Here is a 21,283-nt window from a genome sequence, read left to right on the forward strand (position 1 = left end):
GATGGGCAAGGGTATTCTGCCCGAGCACTTTCTGATGGAGATAGAGACACAGTGGCCCGCTTTTCCCCCTTGATGGCATCCTTTCCCCTGCTGGTCTCCCTGATGAGCGCGACCTTCCACGCCCAGGCGAACAACCAGCTGCCCGACATCGGCACCGCCGGGGTAGCGGCCCTGCCCATCGAGCAGGAAGTGCGCTATGGCAATGCCTTCATGCGATTCGCCCGGGCCGGCCTGCCCATCATCGACGATCCCGTGCTGAGCGAATACATCGACGATCTGGGTCAGCGACTGCTCACCAACGCGGACGGGGTGCGCTTCCCCTTCACCTTCTTCCTCATCAACGATCCCAGCATCAACGCGGCCGCCTTCCTGGGCGGACGAGTCAAGGTGCACACCGGCCTGTTCCTTTACGCCGACAGCGAGAGCGAGCTCGCCTCGGTGCTGGCGCACGAAATCACCCACGTGACCCAGCGCCATATCGCCCGCTACATGGAGTCCCAGGCGAGCAGTTCCGCCATGACCCTGGCCGGGCTGGTGGGTTCCATTGCGCTGGCGGTGATCAACCCCACCGCCGGTATCGCCGCCTTGCAGACCACCCTGGGTCTCTCCATGCAGTCCGCTATCAACTACACCCGGGACAACGAATACGAGGCGGACCGGATCGGCATGAAGACGCTCTATGACGCCGGTTTCGATCCCATGGGGATGGCCACCTTCTTCCAGAAACTGGCGGCGGAGTATCGCTACGCCAGCAAGCCGCCGGAGATGCTGCTCACTCACCCCCTGCCGGAGACCCGGATCAGCGAGGCCCGCGCCCGCGCCAGCAGCTATGGCCGCCGCACCCTGCCTCCCAGCCTCGACTTCTGGCTGGCCAAGGTGCGCATCCAGGTGCGCTACGGCACCGAGACCCCCCAGGGACTGCTGAGCTATTTTGACAACCGCCTGCAAAAGGGAGACTACCCCCTCAAGGATGCCGCCCTCTACGGCAAGGCCCTGGCCCTGCTGCAGCTCAAGCGCACCGATGAGGCGGATGCGCTGATGCAGGAGCTGGCGGCGCGCCACCCCGAGGATCTCTTCATGGTGGATGCCATGACCGACATCGATCTCGCCAAGGGGCGCAGTGCCCAGGCCATCGCCCGGTTGGAGCGCTTCCGTACCCGGATGCCGGACAACGAGGTGGTGGTGGTCAACCTCGGCAACGCCTATCTGGAGGCGGGCAATTACAAGAAATCCATCGCCACCCTGGATCCTTACGCCCGCGAGCACGAGGAGAACAGCCTGGCCTGGAGCCTGTTGTCGGACGCCTATCGCAAGTCGGGCCGGATGACGGACTTGCACATGGCGCGGGCGGAGACCCTCTCCCTGCGTGGTGACTATCAGGCGGCTATCGACGAGCTGGTGGTGGCCCGCGGCACCACCACCGACAAGCTGACCTTGGCCCGCATCGAGGCGCGCATCACCCAGCTGGAGCGGGCGAAGAAGGATCTCGATAGCTTGAAAGGCTGATCCCGAGGCGGGTGATGACAGACGGGGTGCCCCATCAGGGGCACCCCGTCTCTTTTTTTTGGGTATTCATGCTGCCGATGATGCCTGTTGAAGAAGGCTTGCGAGGTCAATGCGCTGATTGGCAGCTACTGATGCTGCCGGGGTGTGACTGTCCGGGCTTTTATCTCGGCCAGTTTCTGCTCGTCCAGCTCCCCGACCAGGGTCTCCAGCAGCTCGCCTTCGGCACTGAGCAGGTAGCTGGTGGGCAGCATGGCGGGGCGGGGGAAGGGGAGGCGTGACTCATCTGCCGGGGTCAGCAGGGGCACGGTTATCCCGTGCTGGCGGGCGAGCGCGGTCAGCTCGGCGGGGGTGGCGGCATCATAGTTGATGGCGATCACCCCTATCACCCCTTGCTGCTGCAGGGCCGCCAGCAGCGGCATCTCCCGCAGGCAGGGGGGACACCAGGGGGCGAAGTAATTGACCAGCAGCGGCTTGCCGGTGAAGTCGTCGAGGGTCACGGCTTGCCCCCCGGCGTCGGTGAAGCTCGGTGCCGGCGAGCAGGCCGTCAGCAGAGCGACCACAATCAGCCAACAAATTCGTTTCATTTCTGGCACCATTGCCCTTACCCTCATCCGACGTTTCCCCTACAATAGCGCGGTTTCTTGTCCCATCAGTCATATCAGGGAGTTACCATGAGCGAGACCCAAATCTACCACAATCCGCGCTGCTCAAAGAGCCGTGAAACCCTGGCGCTGCTGGAGCAGCACGGGATCGCCCCTGATGTGGTGCTCTATCTGGAACAGGCGCCGAGCGAGGCGCAGATCCGCACCCTGCTGAGCCAGCTCGGCTTCAGCGATCCGCGTCAGCTGATGCGCACCAAGGAGGATCTCTACAAGGAGCTGGGACTGGCCGAACAAGCGGGTGAGGCGCTGATCGCCGCCATGTACCGGCATCCCAAGCTCATCGAGCGCCCCATTGTCATCAGGAACGGACAGGCCCGCATCGGCCGTCCTCCCGAGCAGGTGCTGGAGATCCTCAAGTGAGCACCCGCTTCGCCCGTCTGCTGACCCTGACCGGTTTCTTCGGTCTGCTGGGATGGGTCCTGCTGTGGCATCTGTGGCTCTCTCCCCATCCGGATCTCAACCCCTGGCTGCTGCCGGTGATCTGGACGGTGCCCCTGCTGTTCCCCCTAAAGGGCATAGTGCAGGGCAACCCCTACACCCACGCCTGGGGCAACTTCGTGCTGATGCCCTATTTCCTGCACGCCCTGACCCTGATCACCACGGACGAGGGGGAGCGCTGGCTGGCGGTGGTGGAGCTGGTGTTCACCACCCTGGCCTTCATCGGCACCATCTACTACGCCCGCCTGCGCGGCCGCGAGCTGGGTCTCAGTATCCGCAAGAAGAAAGAGTCGAGCTGACAGAGCCTGACCATCAAACCGGACCACGCGTCCGGTTTTTTTGGCGCCATCCGTCAGCTATTGACCCTGACAGCCTCTCCGCTCCCATCTCCAAAGAGGTATGGTGATAAAATAAAGCCTCGGCTGGAGCTTGACTGCCCTCTGTATTGATCAGGCTCCTGAACGTCATCCACGGGATGACCTGATGAGTCGGGTGCCCCTGGCCCCGATCTGCGAGACCTCTATGACAATCCAACTTGCTCCTCTCTTTCGACACTCCCTGTTGACCCTGGCGCTGGCCTGCTCGGTCGGTGGCGCGGCGCAGGCCTGCACCCGCGCCCTCTATCAGGGGGAGGATGGCCTCATCGTCACGGGGCGCACCATGGACTGGCGCACCGCCATGCCCACCAACCTCTGGTCGCTGCCACGGGGCATCAGCCGGGACGGCGCCGCTGGCCCCAATTCGCTGAAATGGCAGGCACGCTATGGCTCCGTGGTGGCGGCGGGGTTTGATGCGGGCACGGCGGATGGCATGAACGAGCGGGGGCTGGTGGCGAACCTGCTCTATCTGACCGAATCGGAATATGTGACCCCGAGCGCCGCAGACAAGCGCAAGACCCTCTCCATCTCCCTCTGGGCCCAGTATGTGCTGGACAACTTCGCCACCGTGGACGAGGCGGTGACGGCGCTCGCGAAGGATGAATTCTACGTGATGACCGGCATGACGCCGGATGGGCGACCGGCCCAGTTGCACCTCTCCCTCTCGGATGCGAGCGGTGACTCGGCCATCTTCCAGTATGTGGGCGGCAAGTTGCAGATCCATCACGACCGCAGCTATCAGGTGATGACCAACTCCCCCACCTTCGACAAGCAGCTGGCCCTCAACGACTACTGGGAAGAGATCGGGGGGCTGACCATGTTGCCCGGCACCAACCGTTCGGCGGATCGCTTCGCGCGGGCCTCCTTCTACATCAAGACCCTGCCCAAGACCAGCAAGATGGAGCAGGGGGTGGCCGGGGTGATGAGCGTGATGCGCAATGTCTCCGTTCCCATGGGGATCAGCACGCCGGATCAGCCCAACATCTCCACCACATTGTGGCGCAGCGTGGCGGATCAGCAGCATCGCCGCTACTTCTTCGAGCTGACCAACCTGCCCAACACCTTCTGGGTGAGCATGGACAAGCTGGATCTCAAGGGAGGGGCCGCGGTGAAGAAGCTGGGGCTGACCGAGGGGCAGCTCTATGCGGGAGAGACCGCGGAGAAGTTTGTGGCCAGCAAGCCGTTTGTCTTCCAGCCTGCGATCTGAATCGCACGCAGATAAAAAACGCCCATTGGGGCGTTTTTTTATGGGTGCTCGCCCCGCCGATAGGCTGCCAGCTGCTGCTCGCTGGCGGCCATCAACTCGGGGTAGAAGCGCAGAAAGCCCTGCTCACTGGCCCGCCACTGCGCCGCATCCAGGGTGAGGAGCGCCTCCCCGAGGGGCAGGGGCCGGCGCAACCGGCGTCCGATACCGTCGAGGGCCTGGGCCAGCCCTTCCTTGTGGTGGTACGACGCTATCCAGTCCTGCTCCGCCATCCGTCTGAGGGGCAGGGGCAAGCCCTGGGGCAGGCGCGCATCATCGGCCAGCAGACGGCCATAGCTCTCCCGCAGAAAATCGGGTTGAGGGAGGCTGGCGTAGCGGGACCAGTGTCGGCAGAGCCAGTGGTCATAGAGCATGTCCACCAAGATGCCGCCGAAGCGGCGCCAGGGGGCCTCGAAGCGGGCGACCGCGGCCCTGTGTTCGGGGTGGGCATCGGTGAAGGCATCTATCTTGCGGTGCAGCCAGATCCCCTCGTCCAGTTCGGGCCCGAGCTGGCTCGGGAGCGAGCCCTTGACGAAATCCCCCAGCAGGTTGCCGGTGAGGGAGCTCTGGGTGTGGGCGGCCAGGTGCAGGTGAGCCAGATAGTTCATGGGAGCGATATCGACCAGCGAAGATTGCAGGTGAGCCTAGCGGATCCGCGCGGCTTTGCCTATGGGCAATACGACATGAGCCCTTCCCCTGGCGTGCCAAAGGTGGGTTAATGACGCTTCCCGCCTCGCCGGCTTCCAGACAATGTTTCGCAAGGAGTGACCCCATGTTGACCCTGATCGAAGGTGCCGAGATCTACAGTCCCCATTATCTTGGCCAGCAGGATCTGCTGGTGGCCGATGGCCGCATCGCCTGGGCAGGCAAAGGGCTGGATGTGCCCGCCAACTGGCCGCTGGTACGGGTGGATGGCCGTGGCCACTATCTGGTGCCGGGCTTGGTGGATCCCTTGGCCCATATCACCGGCGGTGGCGGTGAGGGGGGCTTTGGTTTTCGCACCCCCGAGCTGGCGGCGGGAGAAGCCCTGCAGGCGGGCGTCACCACCCTGGTGGCGGCGCTGGGTACCGACAGCCTGACCCGGAGCCCATCCCAGGTGCTCGGCAAGGTGCGCGAATTCAACGCCGCCGGGGTAAGCGCCTTCATGTACACCGGCTCCTACCATCTGCCGGTCAAGACTCTCACCGATTCGGTGGAGTCCGACATCATGCTGATCCCCGAGGTGTTGGGGGTGGGGGAGGTCGCCATCAGCGATCACCGCTCCAGCGCGCCCACCCATGACGAGCTGGCCCGGCTGGTGAGCGAGGCGCGGGTGGCGGGGCTGCTGTCGGGCAAGAGCGGAGTCAGCTTCTTTCATCTGGGGGATGGCAAGGGTGCCCTGGCGCCGCTCAGAGCCCTGCGCGATAACACCGACATCCCGCTGCGCCAGCTCTATCCGACCCACTGCAACCGCAACCCCTGGCTGTTTGCCGAAGCCATCGACTGGGGCAAGGTGGGAGGCTGGGTCGATCTCACCACGTCGAGCTTCCCCGACCTGCTGGAGGATGGGGAGCGGCTGGCGGCGGATGCGCTGGTGGAACTGCTGGCCGCCGGTGTGTCAGCCGATCGCATCAGTTTCAGCTCGGATGCCAACGCCAGTCTGCCGCGCTTCGATGGCGAAGGGCGGCTCATCGAGCTGCGCTGCGGCCAGATTGGCAGCCTGTGGCAGGCGTGCGTCAAGGCGCGGGCGCTGGGCGTGGCGTGGGAGACGGCTCTCGGGGTCGTGACGGTGAATCCGGCGAGGGCGCTCGGTCTTGCAGGCAAGGGAGTGATCGCTCCTGGCAAGGATGCGGATCTGCTGCTGGTAGACCCGGAAACCATGGCCATCAGATGGGTGATGAGCGCCGGTCAGTGGCGAGTGTGACTCGGGGCGCTGCGCCCGTCATGCCCCCGTCTTTTAAAGAAGTAAAAAGCCCGGCAGCGATGCCGGGCTTTTTCGCAGGAGAGAGGAGGACGAGGTCAGATAGCCAGGAAACCCAGGATCAGGATGGGGCCGAGCAGACTCAGAATAAAGCCAGAAACGATGGCCACCGGCACCACCTGGATACCCCCTGACTTCTGGATCACCGGCAGGGTGAAGTCCAGTGCCGTGGCGCCCCCATAGCCGATGGCGGCGGAGGGGTGGCGGCGCATCAGCACAGGAATGATGAGGATGGCGATGAGTTCGCGACCGAGATCATTGATGAAGGCGGCGGAGCCGAGCACCGGCCCGAGCTTGTCCGCCACCAGGATGCCGGAGAGGGAATACCAGCCGAAGCTGGAGGCGAGCGCCAGGGCGTGACTCCAGGGCATGGCCAGCAGTTGGGCTGCCAGCAGGCTGCCGACCCAGCTGCTCAAGATCACGGTGGCGGCTATCTTCATGCCCCAGGGATTGAGGAGGATCTGGCGCAGCCGCATGCCGGAGTTGCGCATCTGGATGCCGATGAGCAGCAACAACAGCATCAGCGCCCACTCGCTTAAGCGGTCGATGGGCAGGGCGCGCAAGTCTACCAGCAGGCCGAGCCCGACCCCCGCCAGCACCACGAAGCAGAGCTGCAGTGATTCCCACAGCAGGTGCCACTTGCTCGGCATCTTGCCGTCGCTAGCCTCGTGGGTCGGCGGGCTGCGCCTGTCCAGCCACCAGAGCGCCAGCAGATTGCAGACGGTGATGGCCCCGAGCATGATGGCCGCCACCTTGAAGATCACTCCCAGGTTGGTGCCGAGGTTCTCCACATAGGCGAGCCCCAGCCCCATCAGGAACAGGATAAGGTAGACCATCTTGCCGAGGGATTGGTTGACCAGCCTGATGAGCCGAGCGGAAGAGAGGGGGACAAGATAGCCGATCACGAGCGGCAGCAGGATCAGCAACACATTCAGCAACATTGGGGCCTCGGTCACAAAACTTGGAAAAACGACACACTATCACTTCTTATTGCACAAGGGTCACAAATCCAGTGGTTTGAGCGGCTCATGCGAGGCTTTTTTACCATATTGTTGTGATTTCTGGGTAGTCTCGAATGGAAAAGTAGTCACATTCTGGCAACGTCATCGTCAGTAAAATCAATTTCATCCTTCGAAAAGTGCCAGATGGCAGAGCGCAAGGGTGGTGAATAAAGTTGTTCTGGTCGTGATTTCGACCTGATCGCGAAATTTTCTTGCCACTCGTGCATTGGGGGTATAAAAATGCGGTATTCGGCGCATGACAAAACTCGGATTTTATGCAGACAAACTGCTGAAAAAACCGTTAATGACCAATAAAAATACAGATAAAACACCAAATACCTCGGTTCTGTATTGTTTTTTGACTACCTGAGTGATATTTTCGCTGGAGGTTGCCATCGGTTAACGATTTGTTAAATGGACGATGGTTTGAGTCACGCCCAACGGGGCGTCTAGGGACAGACAAGGTTGTAATGGATGAGCGACGTCGCCGCACTGGAAGTTCGTGATCTGCACAAGTATTTTGGCACCCACGAAGTGCTCAAGGGCATCGATATGACCGCCCACAAGGGGGATGTCATCTCCCTGATCGGCTCCTCGGGTTCTGGGAAGTCGACCTTTCTGCGCTGCATCAATTTATTGGAAACCCCCTCGGCCGGTACCGTCTCTCTGCACGGTGAACTCATTCGCATGAAGAGCAATCGCGCTGGTGAACGCCTGCCGGAGGACATGCGCCAGGTGGAGCGGATCCGCAGCCGGCTGGCCATGGTGTTTCAGAGCTTCAATCTCTGGTCCCACATGACCATCATGCAAAACATCATCGAAGTCCCCATCCAGGTGCTCAAGGTGCCCCGTGCCGAGGCCATCGCCAAGGCGGAGCATCTGCTCAACCGGGTGGGACTCTGGGAGCGCCGTGACTATTACCCCGGCCACCTCTCCGGCGGCCAGCAGCAGCGTGCGGCCATTGCCCGTGCGCTGGCGGTGGACCCCGATGTGATGCTGTTCGACGAGCCCACCTCGGCGCTCGATCCTGAACTGGTGGGGGAGGTACTCGGCCTGATGCGCGAGCTGGCCGAGGAGGGGCGCACCATGCTGGTGGTGACCCACGAGATGTCATTTGCCCGGGATGTATCGAACAAGGTGATGTTCCTGCATCAGGGGCGGGTGGAGGAGGAGGGCAATCCCAAGGAGATTTTTGCCCACCCCAAGTCTGAGCGATTCAAACAATTCATCTCCTCCATCTATTGATGGCGGGCGTTATTTTCAACAAGCTGCACTTTCAACGATCGACGTGTTTATCAAGGAGAGATACATGAACAAGCTGATGCTGGCGACTGCCATTGTGACCGCCCTGTCTTCCGGCAGCCTGATGGCCAAGGAGTGGAAAGAGGTGCGGATCGGGGTTGAGGGTGCCTACCCCCCCTTCTCCTGGACCGAGCCGAGCGGCGAGGTGAAAGGCTTTGACATCGACATCGCCAACGCCCTGTGCGAAGAGATGAAGGTCAAGTGTACCCTGATCAAACAGGACTGGGATGGCATCATCCCGGCGCTGCTGTCGCGCAAATATGACGCCATCATCGCCACCATGGACATCACCGAAGAGCGCAAGAAGAAGGTGGACTTCACCCAGAAGTACCAGCACATTCCGGCCCGCTTCGCAGCCAAGAAGGGCACCGAGGTGAAACTGGAGAAAGCCTTCATGGATGGCAAGACCATCGCCGTGCAGCGCGCCACCTCCATGGATACCTACATCACCGACAACTTCCCCAATGCCACCATCAAGCGCTACGGCACTGCCGACGAGGCCTATCTCGACTTGAAATCCGGCCGGGTTGACTACGTGATGGCCGATTCTGCCGCCATCAGCGACGGCTTGCTGAAGAAAGAAGGGGGCGATGCCTTCGAGTTCGTCGGCCCGAAACTGACCGATCCCAAGTGGTTTGGCGAGGGTGCCGGCATTGCGGTGCGCAAGGCTGACAAGGATCTGAAAGAGAAATTCAACGCTGCCATCCTGGCACTGCGTGCGAATGGCAAGTACAAGGCGATCAACGACAAGTACTTCGACTTCGACGTCTACGGCGAATAACGACCATTCGGGTGGTGGTCCCGTCGATGGGGCTACCGCCAGTCGTCATCAGGCCCGTTGGCTCCCGCCGGGAGTGGCGGGCCTACTTGATTGCAATGAAGCTGTATCTGGTTGATTTGACAATGCCGGCCTCGTCGAACACGACGCGACGGGTGGCATGACATGGATCTGACAAGGATATGAAGCTGCTGATTGAGCCCACTCAATGGCGATGGAGCCGCATATGTTTGACTTGAAAGGATACGAAGCCTCCCTGCTGGAGGGGGCCTGGGTCACCCTGGAAGTGGCGCTCGCCTCCCTGCTGCTGGCCCTGCTACTCGGCATGCTGGGGGCGCTGGCAAAGCTCTCTCCCTACCGCTGGGCGCGCGGAATAGCCGCCGGCTACACCACCCTCATTCGCGGCATACCTGATCTGGTGCTGATGATGCTGCTGTTCTTCGGCGGCCAGGTGCTCATCAACAACTTCTGCACCTGGGTCAACGAGAGCTACAACAACTATCTGCTGGCGAGCAATCCGAACCAGGAATGGGTCTCCTTGCTGCCGGATTACATCGACATCAGTCCCTTTGCGGCCGGGGTCGCCACCATCGGCTTCATCTTCGGCGCCTACATGACCGAAACCTTCCGCGGTGCCATCCTGGCGGTGGACAAGGGAGAGCTCGAGGCCGCTCGCGCCTTCGGCATGCGGGCTCGCCAGGTGTTTGTGCGGATCCTCTTCCCCCAGATGATGCGCCACGCCCTGCCGGGCTTTGGCAACAACTGGCTGGTGCTGCTCAAGACCACGGCGCTGGTCTCCATCATCGGGCTCGATGACATGGTGCGCAAGGCGTCGCTGGCGGCGGGTTCGACCCAGTTGCCCTTCACCTTCTACATGGCCGTGGCGCTGATCTTCCTGGTCTTCACCGCCGTCTCCACCTCGGCGCTCAAGTGGGCCGAACGTCACTACGCCATCAAAACGAGGTAAGCCATGGACTTCTCAATCATCCTCAAGGAGTGGCCCACCTACTGGCAGGGGCTCTACACCACGGTATTGCTGGTGGCGGGCTCCCTTGCACTCGGGTTGGCGCTGGCCATTCCTCTCGGCATCTTGCGCAACAGCCGCAACTGGCTGATCAAGGGGCCGATCTGGGCCTATATCTACTTCTTCCGTGGCACCCCGCTGCTGGTGCAACTGTTCATCATCTACTACGGCGCCGCCCAGTGGGAGTGGCTCAGAAACAGCATCGCCTGGGATCTGTTCGCCCAGGCCTGGTTCTGCGCCTTGCTGGCGTTCACCCTGAACACCGGTGCCTATACCGCCGAGATCGTGCGTGGGGCCGTGATGAACATGCCCAAGGGACAGATTGAAGCGGCCAATGCCTTTGGCATGACCCGCTGGCAGACCCTCACCCGCATCATCCTGCCGAACTCCTTCCGCCGTGCGTTGCCCGCCTACAGCAACGAGGTGATCTTCATGCTGCAGGGCTCGGCGGTGGCGGGCATCGTCACCATCGTCGATCTCACCGGCGCGGCGCGGATCATCAACTCCCGCTACTACAGCCCGTTCGAGGCCTTCCTGACTGCAGGCCTGCTCTACATGCTGCTGACCTTCGTCATCGTCTGGCTGTTCAAGAAGTGGGAAGCCCGCTGGCATGCCCACCTGCGCCCCCGCAGCGTGTAGCGGATGCAAAGGCCATGAACAACAAAGCCCGCAATCGCGGGCTTTTTTGTTCATGTTTCCAGGATGATGGCTCAGCGCCCCAGATATTCCCGATCGAAGAAGGTATTGACCCAATGGGGGCGGTAGACGGCGAGCAGGGTCATGGCCATGCCGTTGAGCAGGGCCTCGGGGAAGAGCAGCAGCGGCCAGATGGAGAGATAGTCGCTGCTGATGGTTTGCCAGCCGTATCGGCCATCCAACCCCATCCAGAGGGCGCTGGCGATCACCTTGACCGAGATGGCGAGCGCACCGCCGAGGAAGGCGGCCACGAACAGGTAGACAAACAGGTGGCGGGGCAGCCAGGCCCAGCTCGCCAGAAAGAGCAGCCAGCTGGTGGCGACCGGCAGGGCGATGCCAAGCAGCGCCTGCCAGCCAAAGTCTGCCAAGTCCGTGACGCCGAAGCAGCCGAGGATCAGCAGGGTGAGGCTGGGTGCCAGCAGGGCGAGGCGCCAGCCCAGCAGCAGGGTCAGGGCGGTCAGGCCGAGAAAATGGATCTCGAGCCCCTCGTGCAATCCCGCCCGCAGCACCCAGAGGGGGATCAGGGCGATGGCGCTGCCGAGGCAAAGATGCTGATAGAGGGGGTTGGCATGGAGGGTGCGCAGCAGCGGGCCATTCAGGCTGAAGGCGAGCAGTACCAGCCAGAGCAGCAGGGCGGCGACTTGTCCGTCAGTCATGGCAGCGTCCTTGGCCTGTGACGAGGGAGGGGGCGGCTGAAGAAAAGGGCTGACCCGAGAGGGCCAGCCCTTTGTCATCAATATTTGACGTTGGGGTGGTACTTGCCAAGGATGGCCTGGACCCTGTCCATGATCTCCTTGCTGGGGGGCTTGATCCCGGTGAGATCATAGTGATCGCCCAGCACGTCCCATTTGTGCTTGCCAAGCTCGTGGTAGGGCAACAGCTCCACCTTCTCCACGCACTCTCCCAACTCGGCGATGAACTGGCCGAGCCCCTCGGCACTCTCGTCATCGTCGGACCAGGTGGGCACCACCACGTAGCGGATCCACATGGTCTGGCCCCTGGCCGCCAGGTAGCGGGCAAATTCCAGGGTGTATTTGTTGCTGACGTGGGTGAGGGGAATGTGCTTCTCGTCGTTGATCTGCTTGATGTCGAGCAGCACCAGATCGGTGTTGTCCAGCACCCGGTCGAGCAATTCATCGTAGTGGCGCACGAAACCGTTGGTGTCGAGACAGGTGTGGATCCCTTGTGCCTTGCAGGCGCTGAACAGCTCGGCGATGAACTCCTGTTGCAGCATGGCTTCCCCACCGGAGGCGGTGACGCCACCGCCGGAGGCATTCATGAAGTGGCGATAGCTGGTGAGATCCTTCATCAGTTCGGGCACCGTCACCTCGCGACCGCCCTGGGTGTCCCAGGTGTCCCGGTTGTGACAATACTTGCAGCGCATCAGGCAGCCTTGCATGAACACGATGAAGCGGATGCCGGGGCCATCGACGGTGCCGCAGGTCTCAACGGAATGGATACGGCCAATAACGTCGGTGCTGCTGATGGCCGGGATCCGGTTTGTGACTGACATAGACGACTCCAATAGTTCGTGCTGGGGGCGAGCAGGTCGTTATTTTATTACAAAAGGCCCTATAAATCCTACCTGTTTAGCCCAGGGGGCTCGCACCGAGCAGACTCTCCAGCGCCTTGACCGACAGGGGGCGGCTGGTCAGGAAGCCTTGATAGTGCTGGCACCCCAGCCCCTTGAGGACGCCAAGCTGCTCTTCATCCTCCACCCCCTCGGCGGTCACGGTGAAGCGAAACACCTTGGCCAAATCCAGGATGGCCTTGACGATGGCCCTGTCCTGTTCGCTGTGCACCAGCGTCTGGATGAAGCTCCTGTCCAGTTTGACCTCATCGGCGGGCAAATCGCGCAAATAGGCGAGGGAGGAGTAGCCGGTGCCAAAATCATCGATGGAGATGAGGATGCCGAGGGCTTTCAGTTGGCGGATCCGGGCAATACTCTCCAGCCGGTTTTCCAGCACCACGGACTCGGTCACTTCCAGCAGCAGGCGGGAAGGGGGCACCCCGGTGTCGCGCAATATATATTCCACCTGCTGCACGAAGCCGGTGGTGTGGAATTGACGAGCGCTGACGTTGACCGACAGGTGAGGAATGGCGAGGCCGTTGTTGAGCCAGAAACTGTATTGGGCGCAGGCGGTCTTCATCACCCAGTAGCCGATCTCCTGAATGAGCGTGGTCTCCTCGGCGACCGGAATGAAGTCGCCGGGCGGCACCATGGTGCCATCGCTCTTCTGCCAGCGCACCAGGGCCTCCACCCCGGAGAGACTGCCATTGTCGACCCGGTATTGAGGTTGGTAGTGCAGCACCAGTTCGTTGTTGCGAAGGGCGTCCCGCAGCTGGTTGTTCAGGGCCAGCTTGCTTTTCTCCTTCTCCGCCATGGCTTCGCTGAAGAAGACATAGTTGCCCTGGCCGGCCCGCTTGGCCATGTGGGCGGCGGTATCGGCCTGTTGCATCAGGACGAGGTGATCCTTGTCCTCGTCGCTGAAGAGGCTGATCCCCACCGAGGCGCTGCAGTGCAGCTTGTGATCCCCCACATCGAAGGGGTTGCGGAACATCCCCATCAGCTCGCGGGCGAAGTGCTCCGCCAGGATCTTGGCGGTCACATACCCCTGGCCGAGGGCGGTAAACAGCAGGGCAAACTCATCCCCCGAGGTGCGGGCCAGCACCAGATTCTCCTGGGGCAGGGACTTGAGTCTGATCACCACGGCCTGGAGCAGCAGATCGCCACAGGCGTGGCCGAGGGAGTCATTGACCGACTTGAAGTTATCCAGATCCAGCAGCAGCAGGGCGCCCCATTGCCCGGTCGGGTGTTGCAGGGTGCGCTGCATGATGTCGTTCAGGCTGCGCCGGTTGTAGAGATCGCAGAGATCGTCGTAGTAGGCCAGGCGCTCGATATGGTGGGCCGCCTCCTTCTCGCTGCTGATGTCGTGGAAGCTGCAGACGAAATGGCTGATCTCCTCCTCTTCCTTGACCCCGGTCACCATGAGCCGAACCGGGAAGAGGTGCCCGCTCTTGTGCAGGCACTGCTCCTCCCCAAGCCAGTAACCCTCGTTGTTGACGGCGGTGGTGACGTCCGCTTTCAGGCTGTCCCCATAGTAGGTCGGGCGCAGCTTGGTGATGTGCAGGCCTATCATCTCATCCCCCTCGAACCCGGTGACGCGGGTGAAGGAGTCATTGACCTTGAGGATGATGCCGTCCTGATCCATCACCAGCAGGCCGTCATGGGTGTTGAAGGCGACTTCCGCCAGGCGCAGGGCCACATCGGTGGCGAGGCGCTGCAACTCGATGGCGGCCCGCGCCCGCTGGCCGCTCAGGATATCGAGCACGGGGATGGGATCTGCGATGGGCTCATCGAGCAGCAGGGTGAGCTGGCCGAAGGGGTCTCCCGGCTGACTGGAGAGGGGGATGCCGATGTAACCCCTGGCCTTGAGGGCGTTGAGCTGCTCGGCCTGCGGGTAGCGCTGGGGCAGATCGTCGATGTAGAGGGCCTGGCCGTGACGGAAGATCTCGAGTCCGGGGCCGGCTTCCAGCCGCAGGGGTTTGACGGTGGAGAAGGTTTCTCCTTCCAGGGTGCAGCGCGGGATGATCCAGAGCTCCTGACCGCGGGGTTGGAACTCGGCGAGCCAGCCGATGCGGGCACCGCTGATACCCATGGCCCAGTGGAGCAAGGCCCGGCAATAGTCGTGTCCCGTCTTGAGGGCGAGATCCGCAGGCGGGGTCAGGGTGGGGGCCTCGGTCATCACCGGCTCGGGTTGCCAGTGGCCGAGCAACTGGGCGCAGTGTCGCACCAGTTGCAGCGCCTCTTCGCCGGGCAGGGTCGACTCCAGGTATTCGAGACTGAGGACGCCGATGAGCTTCTCCTGCTCCAGCAGGGCGCCGTCCAGGCGAGAGCAGACATTGGCCTCCCCCAGATAGTAGTGCTGCCCCAGCATGGGCTGGTGGGCGGCCTCGGAGAAACTCAAGGCGCCGCGGGTACGCAGGGCGCGGATGTAGCGGCTGTCTCCCCGGATGGGGGCAAGCGAATCCACCCCCAGTGTGAAGACAGGGGTCAGCTGCTCGCTGCCGAGGGGGCCGTTGGCCTGATAATGCCAGAGGATGAGCCGGTCGGCGCCGAGGCACTCCTTGAGGCTCTCCAGCATGGGGGCATATTGCCGTTGGCTGGCCATCTGGCTCAGACGTGGCAGCTGCAGGGCGAGGCTGGCCACGCTGTCCTGGCGCTGGGTCTGCAGGCAGATTAACCAGAAGGCATCTTGCTCATGGGATAGTGAAATATTCCACTGCAGGTCGGCGAAGCGAACTAATAGTCTGCCGCCCTGGCCGCTGGCCAGTTTTTGCTCTATGGGCAGGCGCAAGGCCTCGGGCAACTGGGCGGGCCAGGCGTCTCTGGGCTCATCGAGCCAGTGAAGGGGCGTCTGCATCACATCGGTCAGGGCCACCAGCCGCTGGCTGCGGGTGTCCAGGCGAAAGAACAGCGGCGCCGGGCTGGCGGTCGGGAGATGACTGAGCGCGGTAGACGACATGAACGGGCACTGTCCTGTTGGGAAACGGTCGGATGGCAAGAATACTGCAAAACCGCGTCAAACAACATTTTGTTGGCGTGATGCAGGACGCACTCTGCCGCCCTGGCGGGGCTGAAAATCAGGGGGAGGTGATGTGGCCCCGCCGCTTCGCGTTATCTCGGAAATTGCTTGCGGACATGATGCTGCAGCACCGCCAGCATGCAGGCACCGGAGAGGCCAATCATCAGGGCGCCGTTGACCGCCTCCAGTGGCCCCAGCAGTCGCCATTGCGGGCTCATGACGATATCCCCGTAACCCAGGGTGGCGAAGTTGACCGCGGAGTGATAGACGGCGTCGTGCAGGGTGGAGAACTCCCCCAGCCAGAGGAAGAGCCCCCCCCAGATGGCGATCTGGGCCAGGTTGCCCAGCATCACCAGAGTGATGATGCCAAACAGCGCCAACACCCCGGCGACGATGCCTTCCCGCTCGCCAAAGCGTCTGAAATAGAAGCGGATGCACCAGACCGATACCAGGGATTGCAGCAGCATGTTGGCCAGGATCACCGGGATCCCGACCAGAAAGATGGTCAACATATCACTCTCCAACGGGTTGCTCTGCCAGGGGGCGGCCGACCGGCCACCGCTGCTCGAACAGCCAGATACAGCACCAGCCGTAGCCAGCCACCAACAGATAGAGGCCGCAGCGCATCGCCGCCGCGAGCCAGACATCCTTGCCCGCCGCGCTGTCTTCGATGGCCGGGCCGAACAAAATGATCGCCGTGATCCAGGCATTGCTCCAGAACGAGGGCGGGAAGCGGGTCGGTGTCAGCCCCAGCAGTCGCCGCGCCAGCCAGAGGGTCATCAGGGCCAGCATCAGCATCAACATCAGCAATGACGGCCAGATGCCGAGCCCCATCCAGAGCGCAAAGGCCAGCAGGGCCCCCATCAGGGTCGAGCCCAACAACTCCTTGCCCGCCGCTTTGGCGCTGAGGGCGCTGCTCTGCTGGCCCAGGGCCACCGTCTTCATCACGGCGGGAATGTAGAAGGCGGGATTGCCGAGGGCCAGCAGCCAGACCGGCAGCACTATGATGACAGCGCGCAGCGCCAGCCGCTCTGGATGCTCCGGGGAGGCGGGCCTGGGCCTTGGGGCGGACTCTGTCGCCGGTATGGGTGGAAACAGGCGATGAGCCAGGGCGTTGACCAGGGCCCCCACCAGGATCCCCACCGCCATCATCTGGGCGATGGCGATGGCAAGTCGCTGCTCGATGAGGCCGGCCACCGGGATCACCGTGATGGCCATGATGAGCAGCATGGAGGCCACCCCCTTGCCCGCCATCCCCTGCAGCATCAGCAAATAGAGCAGCAGGGTGACGAGCAGCACGGCCGCCGGGGCGTAGTGGGTCAGCAGGGGCACCAGCAGCACGCCCCCCATCATCACGACCATCAGCAAAAGGCCACCCACCAATCCCTTCTGTAAGCACAGGGGGTCTCCCGGGCGGCACAACACCACCCAGGCCATGATGAGTCCAAGGTGGGGCATGGGCAGGGCGAGTCCGTAGCAGAGCCCCGCCGCCAGTGCGATGCCGGTGCCGATGCGAAGGATTGCCCTGTCGGCGTTATGCATAGACCACCTAGTAGAGGAAGGAGCAGAGGCTCATCAACCGGATGTAGAGCCCCCCCAGCAGGTTCATCAGGCCATTGTCGGCGGCATAGATCATGACATCGGCCTGGCCACCGACCCGCAGCCCGTCGGCCGGTGGCAGATCCCCCTCCTTGAAGGCGACCTTGACCGGGAAGCGCTGGGCCTGCCGCAGCCAGTCCCGGTTGTTGTCCACGCTCGGCAGGGTGCCGGCGGGCTGGCTCTTGCCATCGCTCACCCCGTAGCCGATGCTGCGCACTTCCCCTTCAAACAGGCGACCGGGCAGGCTGTCCAGCAAGATGGCGACCCTGTCGCCGGGCTGGACGTTGCCGAGGTTGTTCTCCGTCAGATCCGCCGAGATCCAGACGTCGTGGATGGCGATCAGGGTCATGGCCGGGGCACCGGCACCGATGAACTGACCGCTGTCCGTGCGAAGATCCGTGATGAGGCCGCGCCCTGGCGCCACCACCCGGGTGTTGGCGCGATCCAGCTCGGCCTTGTGGACCGCCGAGCGGGCGCTGAGCAACTGGGAGTTGTCATCGCCGCTGGCGCCGGCGGCTTCGATGGCGCGGCGCACGTCGGCTTCGGCCGCCGCCACCTGGCTCTTGGCGGTCTCCCGGCTGGCCTGGGCGACCTCGAGACGGCGTACCGAGATGGCCCCCGGATCCTCCCGATAGAGCCGCTCCTGGCGGGCGGCATCCTTGGCGGCATTGTCATAGGCGGCGCGCATGGCCATCAGGGCCGCCTCGGCCGCCTTGACCCCCTCGTTGCCCGCCTTGACGCCGCTCAGCACCGTCTGGTAGTCGGAGCGTGCCTTGGCCAGGGCGATCTCATAGGGTTCGGGATCTATCTCGAACAGGGGATCCCCGGCCGCCACGTCCTGGTTGTCGCGCACATGGACCCGCTGGATCTGGCCGGCCACTTCGGCGGCGATCGGGACCACGAAGGCCTGTACCCGGGCCTGGGAGCTGTAAGGGGTCAGCCGGTCGGCCAGCAGATACCAGCCGAGCAGCAGGGCGATGAGCCCGAGCAGCCCCAGGGTGGCGTTGCGGCTGGCCTTGCCGGGGGGAGTGTTGTCAGTCATGGGCACTTACCTTCTGGGAAGAGGGGGCTGGCGGCTGGACCTGGTCGAGCAAGGGGGCCCAGTCGGCGCGCTTGCGCAACTGGGCTTCGACGGCGGGCGTTACCAGGGGGCGGGATCGCCCCTGCTCCCAGCCGCCACCCAGGGCCTTGTAGAGGGTGATGAGGTCGCGCATGCGGGCGCCCTGGCTGTTGACCAGCCGTTCCTGCTGGCTGAACAGGGCGCGCTGGGAGTCGAGCACCCGCTGAAAGTCGGCCATGCCTTCCCGGTACTGGGTGTTGGCGATGTCCAGAGAGCGCCGTGCCGCGGCCCCCGTCTGGGTCAGCAGGGCAATTTCGTCCTGGCCATTGGCGTAGGCGATGGCTGCATCATCCACCTCCCTGGCTGCCTTGAACAGGGTGTCGCGATAGCGTTCATGAAGCTGCTGGAAGCGGGCATCCTGCACCAGTACCTGATTGCCGAGGCGCCCCTGATCCAGCAGGTTCCAGCTGAGCGACGGACCCACAGCCCAGGAGTAGGTGCCGCTGCTGCCACCGGTGGCGCTGACCCCCAGGGTGCCGAGCAGGGTGATGGAGGGGTAGAGCTCGCTCTCGGCCACTCCGATGAGGGCCGACTGGGCGGCCAGCTGCCGCTCGGCGACCCGCACATCGGGGCGGCGGCGCAGCAAGTCGGCAGGCAGTTCGGCGACCAGGGCGAGCTGACCCCGGGGGATCTGCCCCGTCCCTGCGCCCATCTCGGGCAGGGGGCCCGGCGTGCGGGCCAGCAGGGTCGAGAGGGCGTTCTGGCTTTGGCGCAAACTGGTCTGCAGTTGCGGTATGCCGGAGAGGGTGCCCAGATACTGGGTTCTGGCCTGTTGCACATCCAGCTCGGCGCTGTTGCCGCTCTTGAACAGCCGCTCGGTGATCTCCAGGCTGCGGCGCTGGAGGCGGGCGTTGTCATGGGCTATCTGGAGCCTGGCCTCGACGGTTCTGATGCTCACGTAGAGCTGGGCGACCTGGGCAATCATCAGCACCTGCACATCGTCGTATTGCGCCAAGGTCGCGAAGTAGTTGGCATCCGCCGATTCGATCCCGCGCCGGAACTTGCCCCAGAAATCGAGCTCCCAGCCGAGGTTGAACCCCGCGCCATAGTTGCTGCCTGCGCTGCTGTGACCATCCCGGCTCCGGCCGGCCTGCAGGAACTCCCCGGTACCGACCGTGGCCTGCGGGCCGAGCAGGCTCTCGGCGATGCCGAGCTGGGCCTGGGCCTCGAGGATCCGCAGACCCGCGATGCGCACATCCGGGTTGTTGCGAAGGGCCTCCTCGATCAGGGCGCTGAGCACGGGATCGTGCAACTGCGCCCACCATTGCCGGTAGTCAGTCGCGGTGGCGACACGCTGCCCCTGACTGGCGTTTTGCCAGCCTGCCAGCTCGGTGACTTGGGGAGTCTGATAGTCGGGGCCAAGCAGGGTGCAGGCACTCAGAAACAGGCATGCGCCCCCTGCGAAGAGGGGGCGCATGGCATGATGAACGACGACCATGGGTTATTGCTTCACGCCGGGCTGACCTTCGTTGACCCAGGCCATGAAGATGCGATAGCCGATGGAGAGCATGGTGGCACCGATGAACATGCCGAGGATGCCGTTGGTGGCCATGCCACCGAGGGCGCCGAGCAGCACCACGGGCATGGGGGCGTCCACCCCGCGGCCGAGCAACAACGGCTTGAGCACGTTGTCCGCCATGCCGGCGATGACCAGCAGCACGGTATAGACGATGTTGACGACGGTGCCGTGATCCCCGGCCATCCACATGTAGGCAATCACCGGCCCCGTGACCAGGATGACGGGCACCTGGGCGATGCCGAGGATCAGCGCCAGCACGAAGAAGATGCCCACCGCCGGGATCCCCGCGAGAGACATGATGATGCCCGCCAGCAGCGCCTGGATGAAGGCCACGCCGATGACCCCCTGTGCCACCGCCCTGATGGTGCTGGAGCACAGCTTGATGAGGGCGATCCCCTTGTTTTCATCGGTGAAGCGAATGGCGATGCGGGTGGCGCTGACGGCGCCCGGTGCCCCCCAGGCCATGATGATGCCGGCGACGATGAAGGAGGCGACGAAGCCCAGCAGACCGCCCCCCATGCTGGCCAGCATGCCGACGACCTGCTTGGCAATGTCGCCAAGCTGGGGCTGGTAGCTCTTGATGAGGCTCGGCAAGTCCACCGAGGCCTTCAGCCAGAAGGCGTGCAGCTTCTCGCCCACCAGCGGAATGGCGGCGATGCTGTCGGAGGGCGCGGGTATGGTCAGGGTGTTGTTCTCCACCTTGTGAACCAGGGAGCTGACACTGTCACCCAGGGAGCTGACCATGGCGATGGTGGGAACGACGATGAGCACGATGCCCAGCAGCACCAGCAAGGTGGAGGCGCGACCCTGCTTGCCACCGAGGCGGGCGGCGAAGCGCTGATGGAGCGGATAGAGGGTCACCGCCAGGATAAGACCCCACAGCATCATGTTCATGAAGGGGGAGAAGACGGTAAAGCAGAAGGAGGCCAGACCCAGGATAAGCCCGAACTTGATAAACATATCCAGGAATCGGGTCACCAGCCTTTTTTCGACTATGACGAGATCGTTATTTTCCATTCTGGTATGACTCCGGCAGGTAGTGAGCACATAACGATGTTGGCCCGACAAAAAAGCCGGGCCAACGGGGATACTGTGATGCAGTAATAAATGAACCTGAGTTCAATAATTGGGTTCGTCTTGGCATTGCTGCATACCCGTGCTTCATTTATGGCACAGGCAATGGGCTTGTAAAGACGGTTCCTAACTATTTGAAATTTATTTGATTGATGGTTCTGATTTGATGGCGGCAAAGCATAAATAGTCCACGCGAGGCGCACAAGTGAACTATTGTTTGCAGTTTAGCCTGGGTTCAGAAAACGGATAAATTCCGGCAGCGATATAATGATGTTCCTACCGAGAGTGGCGATTGAATTATATCCCTGAGACATTCATGGATGGTCTGTTCTGCTTTAATATGCCACTTATGTAGTATCTCGTTCTGGATAAGGGATTTTGTATTAATGAGACGGGAT

At 62.7% G+C, this 21,283-nt stretch carries 20 protein-coding genes; 9 read left to right on the forward strand and 11 right to left on the reverse strand.

Annotation, left to right across the window (positions count from 1 at the left end):
* The first annotated feature begins 51 nt into the window (after window positions 1–51).
* The gene (locus tag VZC39_RS07300) at window positions 52–1,506 is read left to right on the forward strand and encodes a beta-barrel assembly-enhancing protease (RefSeq protein ID WP_349921730.1); all 1,455 of its coding nucleotides are present in this window, start codon (window positions 52–54) and stop codon (window positions 1,504–1,506) included.
* A 125-nt stretch (window positions 1,507–1,631) separates the two neighbouring features.
* Here VZC39_RS07300 and VZC39_RS07305 read toward each other — a convergent pair whose 3' ends face one another.
* Window positions 1,632–2,090, reverse strand: coding sequence for a TlpA family protein disulfide reductase (locus tag VZC39_RS07305; protein WP_434667080.1), 459 nt, complete (start codon window positions 2,088–2,090; stop codon window positions 1,632–1,634).
* 87 nt (window positions 2,091–2,177) lie between these two features.
* Here VZC39_RS07305 and arsC point away from each other — a divergent pair, with 87 nt between their 5' ends.
* The 3 genes from arsC (at window position 2,178) to VZC39_RS07320 (ending at window position 4,190) form a co-directional block, all read left to right on the forward strand.
* On the forward strand, window positions 2,178–2,528 hold the full coding sequence (gene arsC, locus VZC39_RS07310; RefSeq protein WP_434667083.1) for an arsenate reductase (glutaredoxin): 351 nt from the start codon (window positions 2,178–2,180) through the stop codon (window positions 2,526–2,528).
* Window positions 2,525–2,905 (forward strand): DUF2069 domain-containing protein, encoded by a 381-nt coding sequence (locus VZC39_RS07315; protein ID WP_349921733.1) that lies wholly within the window; start codon window positions 2,525–2,527, stop codon window positions 2,903–2,905. Before arsC ends, VZC39_RS07315 begins: the two co-directional genes overlap by 4 nt.
* 223 nt (window positions 2,906–3,128) lie before the next feature.
* Window positions 3,129–4,190: a linear amide C-N hydrolase gene (locus VZC39_RS07320; RefSeq protein WP_434667087.1), complete on the forward strand. Its 1,062-nt coding sequence runs from the start codon at window positions 3,129–3,131 to the stop codon at window positions 4,188–4,190.
* 38 nt (window positions 4,191–4,228) lie between these two features.
* On the opposite strand, the gene VZC39_RS07325 is transcribed toward VZC39_RS07320, so the two are convergent.
* Window positions 4,229–4,834: an ACP phosphodiesterase gene (locus VZC39_RS07325; RefSeq protein ID WP_434667090.1), complete on the reverse strand. Its 606-nt coding sequence runs from the start codon at window positions 4,832–4,834 to the stop codon at window positions 4,229–4,231.
* 164 nt (window positions 4,835–4,998) lie between these two features.
* On the opposite strand from VZC39_RS07325, the gene iadA reads away from it, so the two are divergent.
* Window positions 4,999–6,129: a beta-aspartyl-peptidase gene (gene iadA, locus VZC39_RS07330; RefSeq protein ID WP_434667093.1), complete on the forward strand. Its 1,131-nt coding sequence runs from the start codon at window positions 4,999–5,001 to the stop codon at window positions 6,127–6,129.
* Between the two features lie 95 nt (window positions 6,130–6,224).
* On the opposite strand, the gene VZC39_RS07335 is transcribed toward iadA, so the two are convergent.
* Window positions 6,225–7,127: a lysine exporter LysO family protein gene (locus VZC39_RS07335; protein WP_349921737.1), complete on the reverse strand. Its 903-nt coding sequence runs from the start codon at window positions 7,125–7,127 to the stop codon at window positions 6,225–6,227.
* Window positions 7,128–7,661: 534 nt separating this feature from the next.
* Between VZC39_RS07335 and VZC39_RS07340 the strand changes: the two genes are divergently transcribed.
* From VZC39_RS07340 to VZC39_RS07355, 4 genes are all read left to right on the forward strand, one after another.
* The gene (locus VZC39_RS07340; protein ID WP_349921738.1) at window positions 7,662–8,432 is read left to right on the forward strand and encodes an ABC transporter ATP-binding protein; all 771 of its coding nucleotides are present in this window, start codon (window positions 7,662–7,664) and stop codon (window positions 8,430–8,432) included.
* A gap of 64 nt (window positions 8,433–8,496) precedes the next feature.
* Entirely contained in the window at window positions 8,497–9,270 is a 774-nt protein-coding gene (locus tag VZC39_RS07345) for an ABC transporter substrate-binding protein (RefSeq protein ID WP_100859508.1), read from the forward strand.
* 223 nt (window positions 9,271–9,493) lie between these two features.
* Window positions 9,494–10,234, forward strand: coding sequence for an ABC transporter permease (locus tag VZC39_RS07350; RefSeq protein WP_349921739.1), 741 nt, complete (start codon window positions 9,494–9,496; stop codon window positions 10,232–10,234).
* A gap of 3 nt (window positions 10,235–10,237) precedes the next feature.
* Window positions 10,238–10,930 carry an ABC transporter permease gene (locus VZC39_RS07355; RefSeq protein ID WP_349921740.1) on the forward strand — a complete coding sequence of 231 codons (693 nt, stop codon included), beginning with the start codon at window positions 10,238–10,240 and terminating at the stop codon, window positions 10,928–10,930.
* Window positions 10,931–11,001: 71 nt separating this feature from the next.
* Here VZC39_RS07355 and VZC39_RS07360 read toward each other — a convergent pair whose 3' ends face one another.
* The 8 genes from VZC39_RS07360 to VZC39_RS07395 form a co-directional block, all read right to left on the reverse strand.
* The gene (locus VZC39_RS07360; protein ID WP_349921741.1) at window positions 11,002–11,643 is read right to left on the reverse strand and encodes an energy-coupling factor ABC transporter permease; all 642 of its coding nucleotides are present in this window, start codon (window positions 11,641–11,643) and stop codon (window positions 11,002–11,004) included.
* A 77-nt stretch (window positions 11,644–11,720) separates the two neighbouring features.
* Window positions 11,721–12,500: a pyruvate formate lyase 1-activating protein gene (pflA, locus tag VZC39_RS07365; RefSeq protein WP_434667101.1), complete on the reverse strand. Its 780-nt coding sequence runs from the start codon at window positions 12,498–12,500 to the stop codon at window positions 11,721–11,723.
* A gap of 76 nt (window positions 12,501–12,576) precedes the next feature.
* Window positions 12,577–15,513: a putative bifunctional diguanylate cyclase/phosphodiesterase gene (locus tag VZC39_RS07370; RefSeq protein WP_349921743.1), complete on the reverse strand. Its 2,937-nt coding sequence runs from the start codon at window positions 15,511–15,513 to the stop codon at window positions 12,577–12,579.
* Between the two features lie 152 nt (window positions 15,514–15,665).
* Window positions 15,666–16,085 (reverse strand): ion channel, encoded by a 420-nt coding sequence (locus VZC39_RS07375; protein ID WP_349921744.1) that lies wholly within the window; start codon window positions 16,083–16,085, stop codon window positions 15,666–15,668.
* Window position 16,086: 1 nt separating this feature from the next.
* The gene (locus tag VZC39_RS07380) at window positions 16,087–17,115 is read right to left on the reverse strand and encodes a hypothetical protein (RefSeq protein WP_349921745.1); all 1,029 of its coding nucleotides are present in this window, start codon (window positions 17,113–17,115) and stop codon (window positions 16,087–16,089) included.
* A gap of 7 nt (window positions 17,116–17,122) precedes the next feature.
* Window positions 17,123–18,214 carry an HlyD family secretion protein gene (locus VZC39_RS07385; protein WP_349921746.1) on the reverse strand — a complete coding sequence of 364 codons (1,092 nt, stop codon included), beginning with the start codon at window positions 18,212–18,214 and terminating at the stop codon, window positions 17,123–17,125.
* On the reverse strand, window positions 18,207–19,730 hold the full coding sequence (locus tag VZC39_RS07390) for an efflux transporter outer membrane subunit (RefSeq protein ID WP_434667107.1): 1,524 nt from the start codon (window positions 19,728–19,730) through the stop codon (window positions 18,207–18,209). Before VZC39_RS07390 ends, VZC39_RS07385 begins: the two co-directional genes overlap by 8 nt.
* Window positions 19,731–19,733: 3 nt before the next feature.
* A complete protein-coding gene (locus tag VZC39_RS07395) occupies window positions 19,734–20,771 on the reverse strand; it encodes an AI-2E family transporter (RefSeq protein WP_434667110.1) in 1,038 nt (345 codons plus the stop codon).
* Window positions 20,772–21,283: the final 512 nt, after the last annotated feature.

This window comes from Aeromonas sp. NJAU223, from assembly GCF_051125555.1.
In the GTDB taxonomy this organism is placed as follows: Bacteria; Pseudomonadota; Gammaproteobacteria; order Enterobacterales; family Aeromonadaceae; genus Aeromonas; species Aeromonas veronii_G.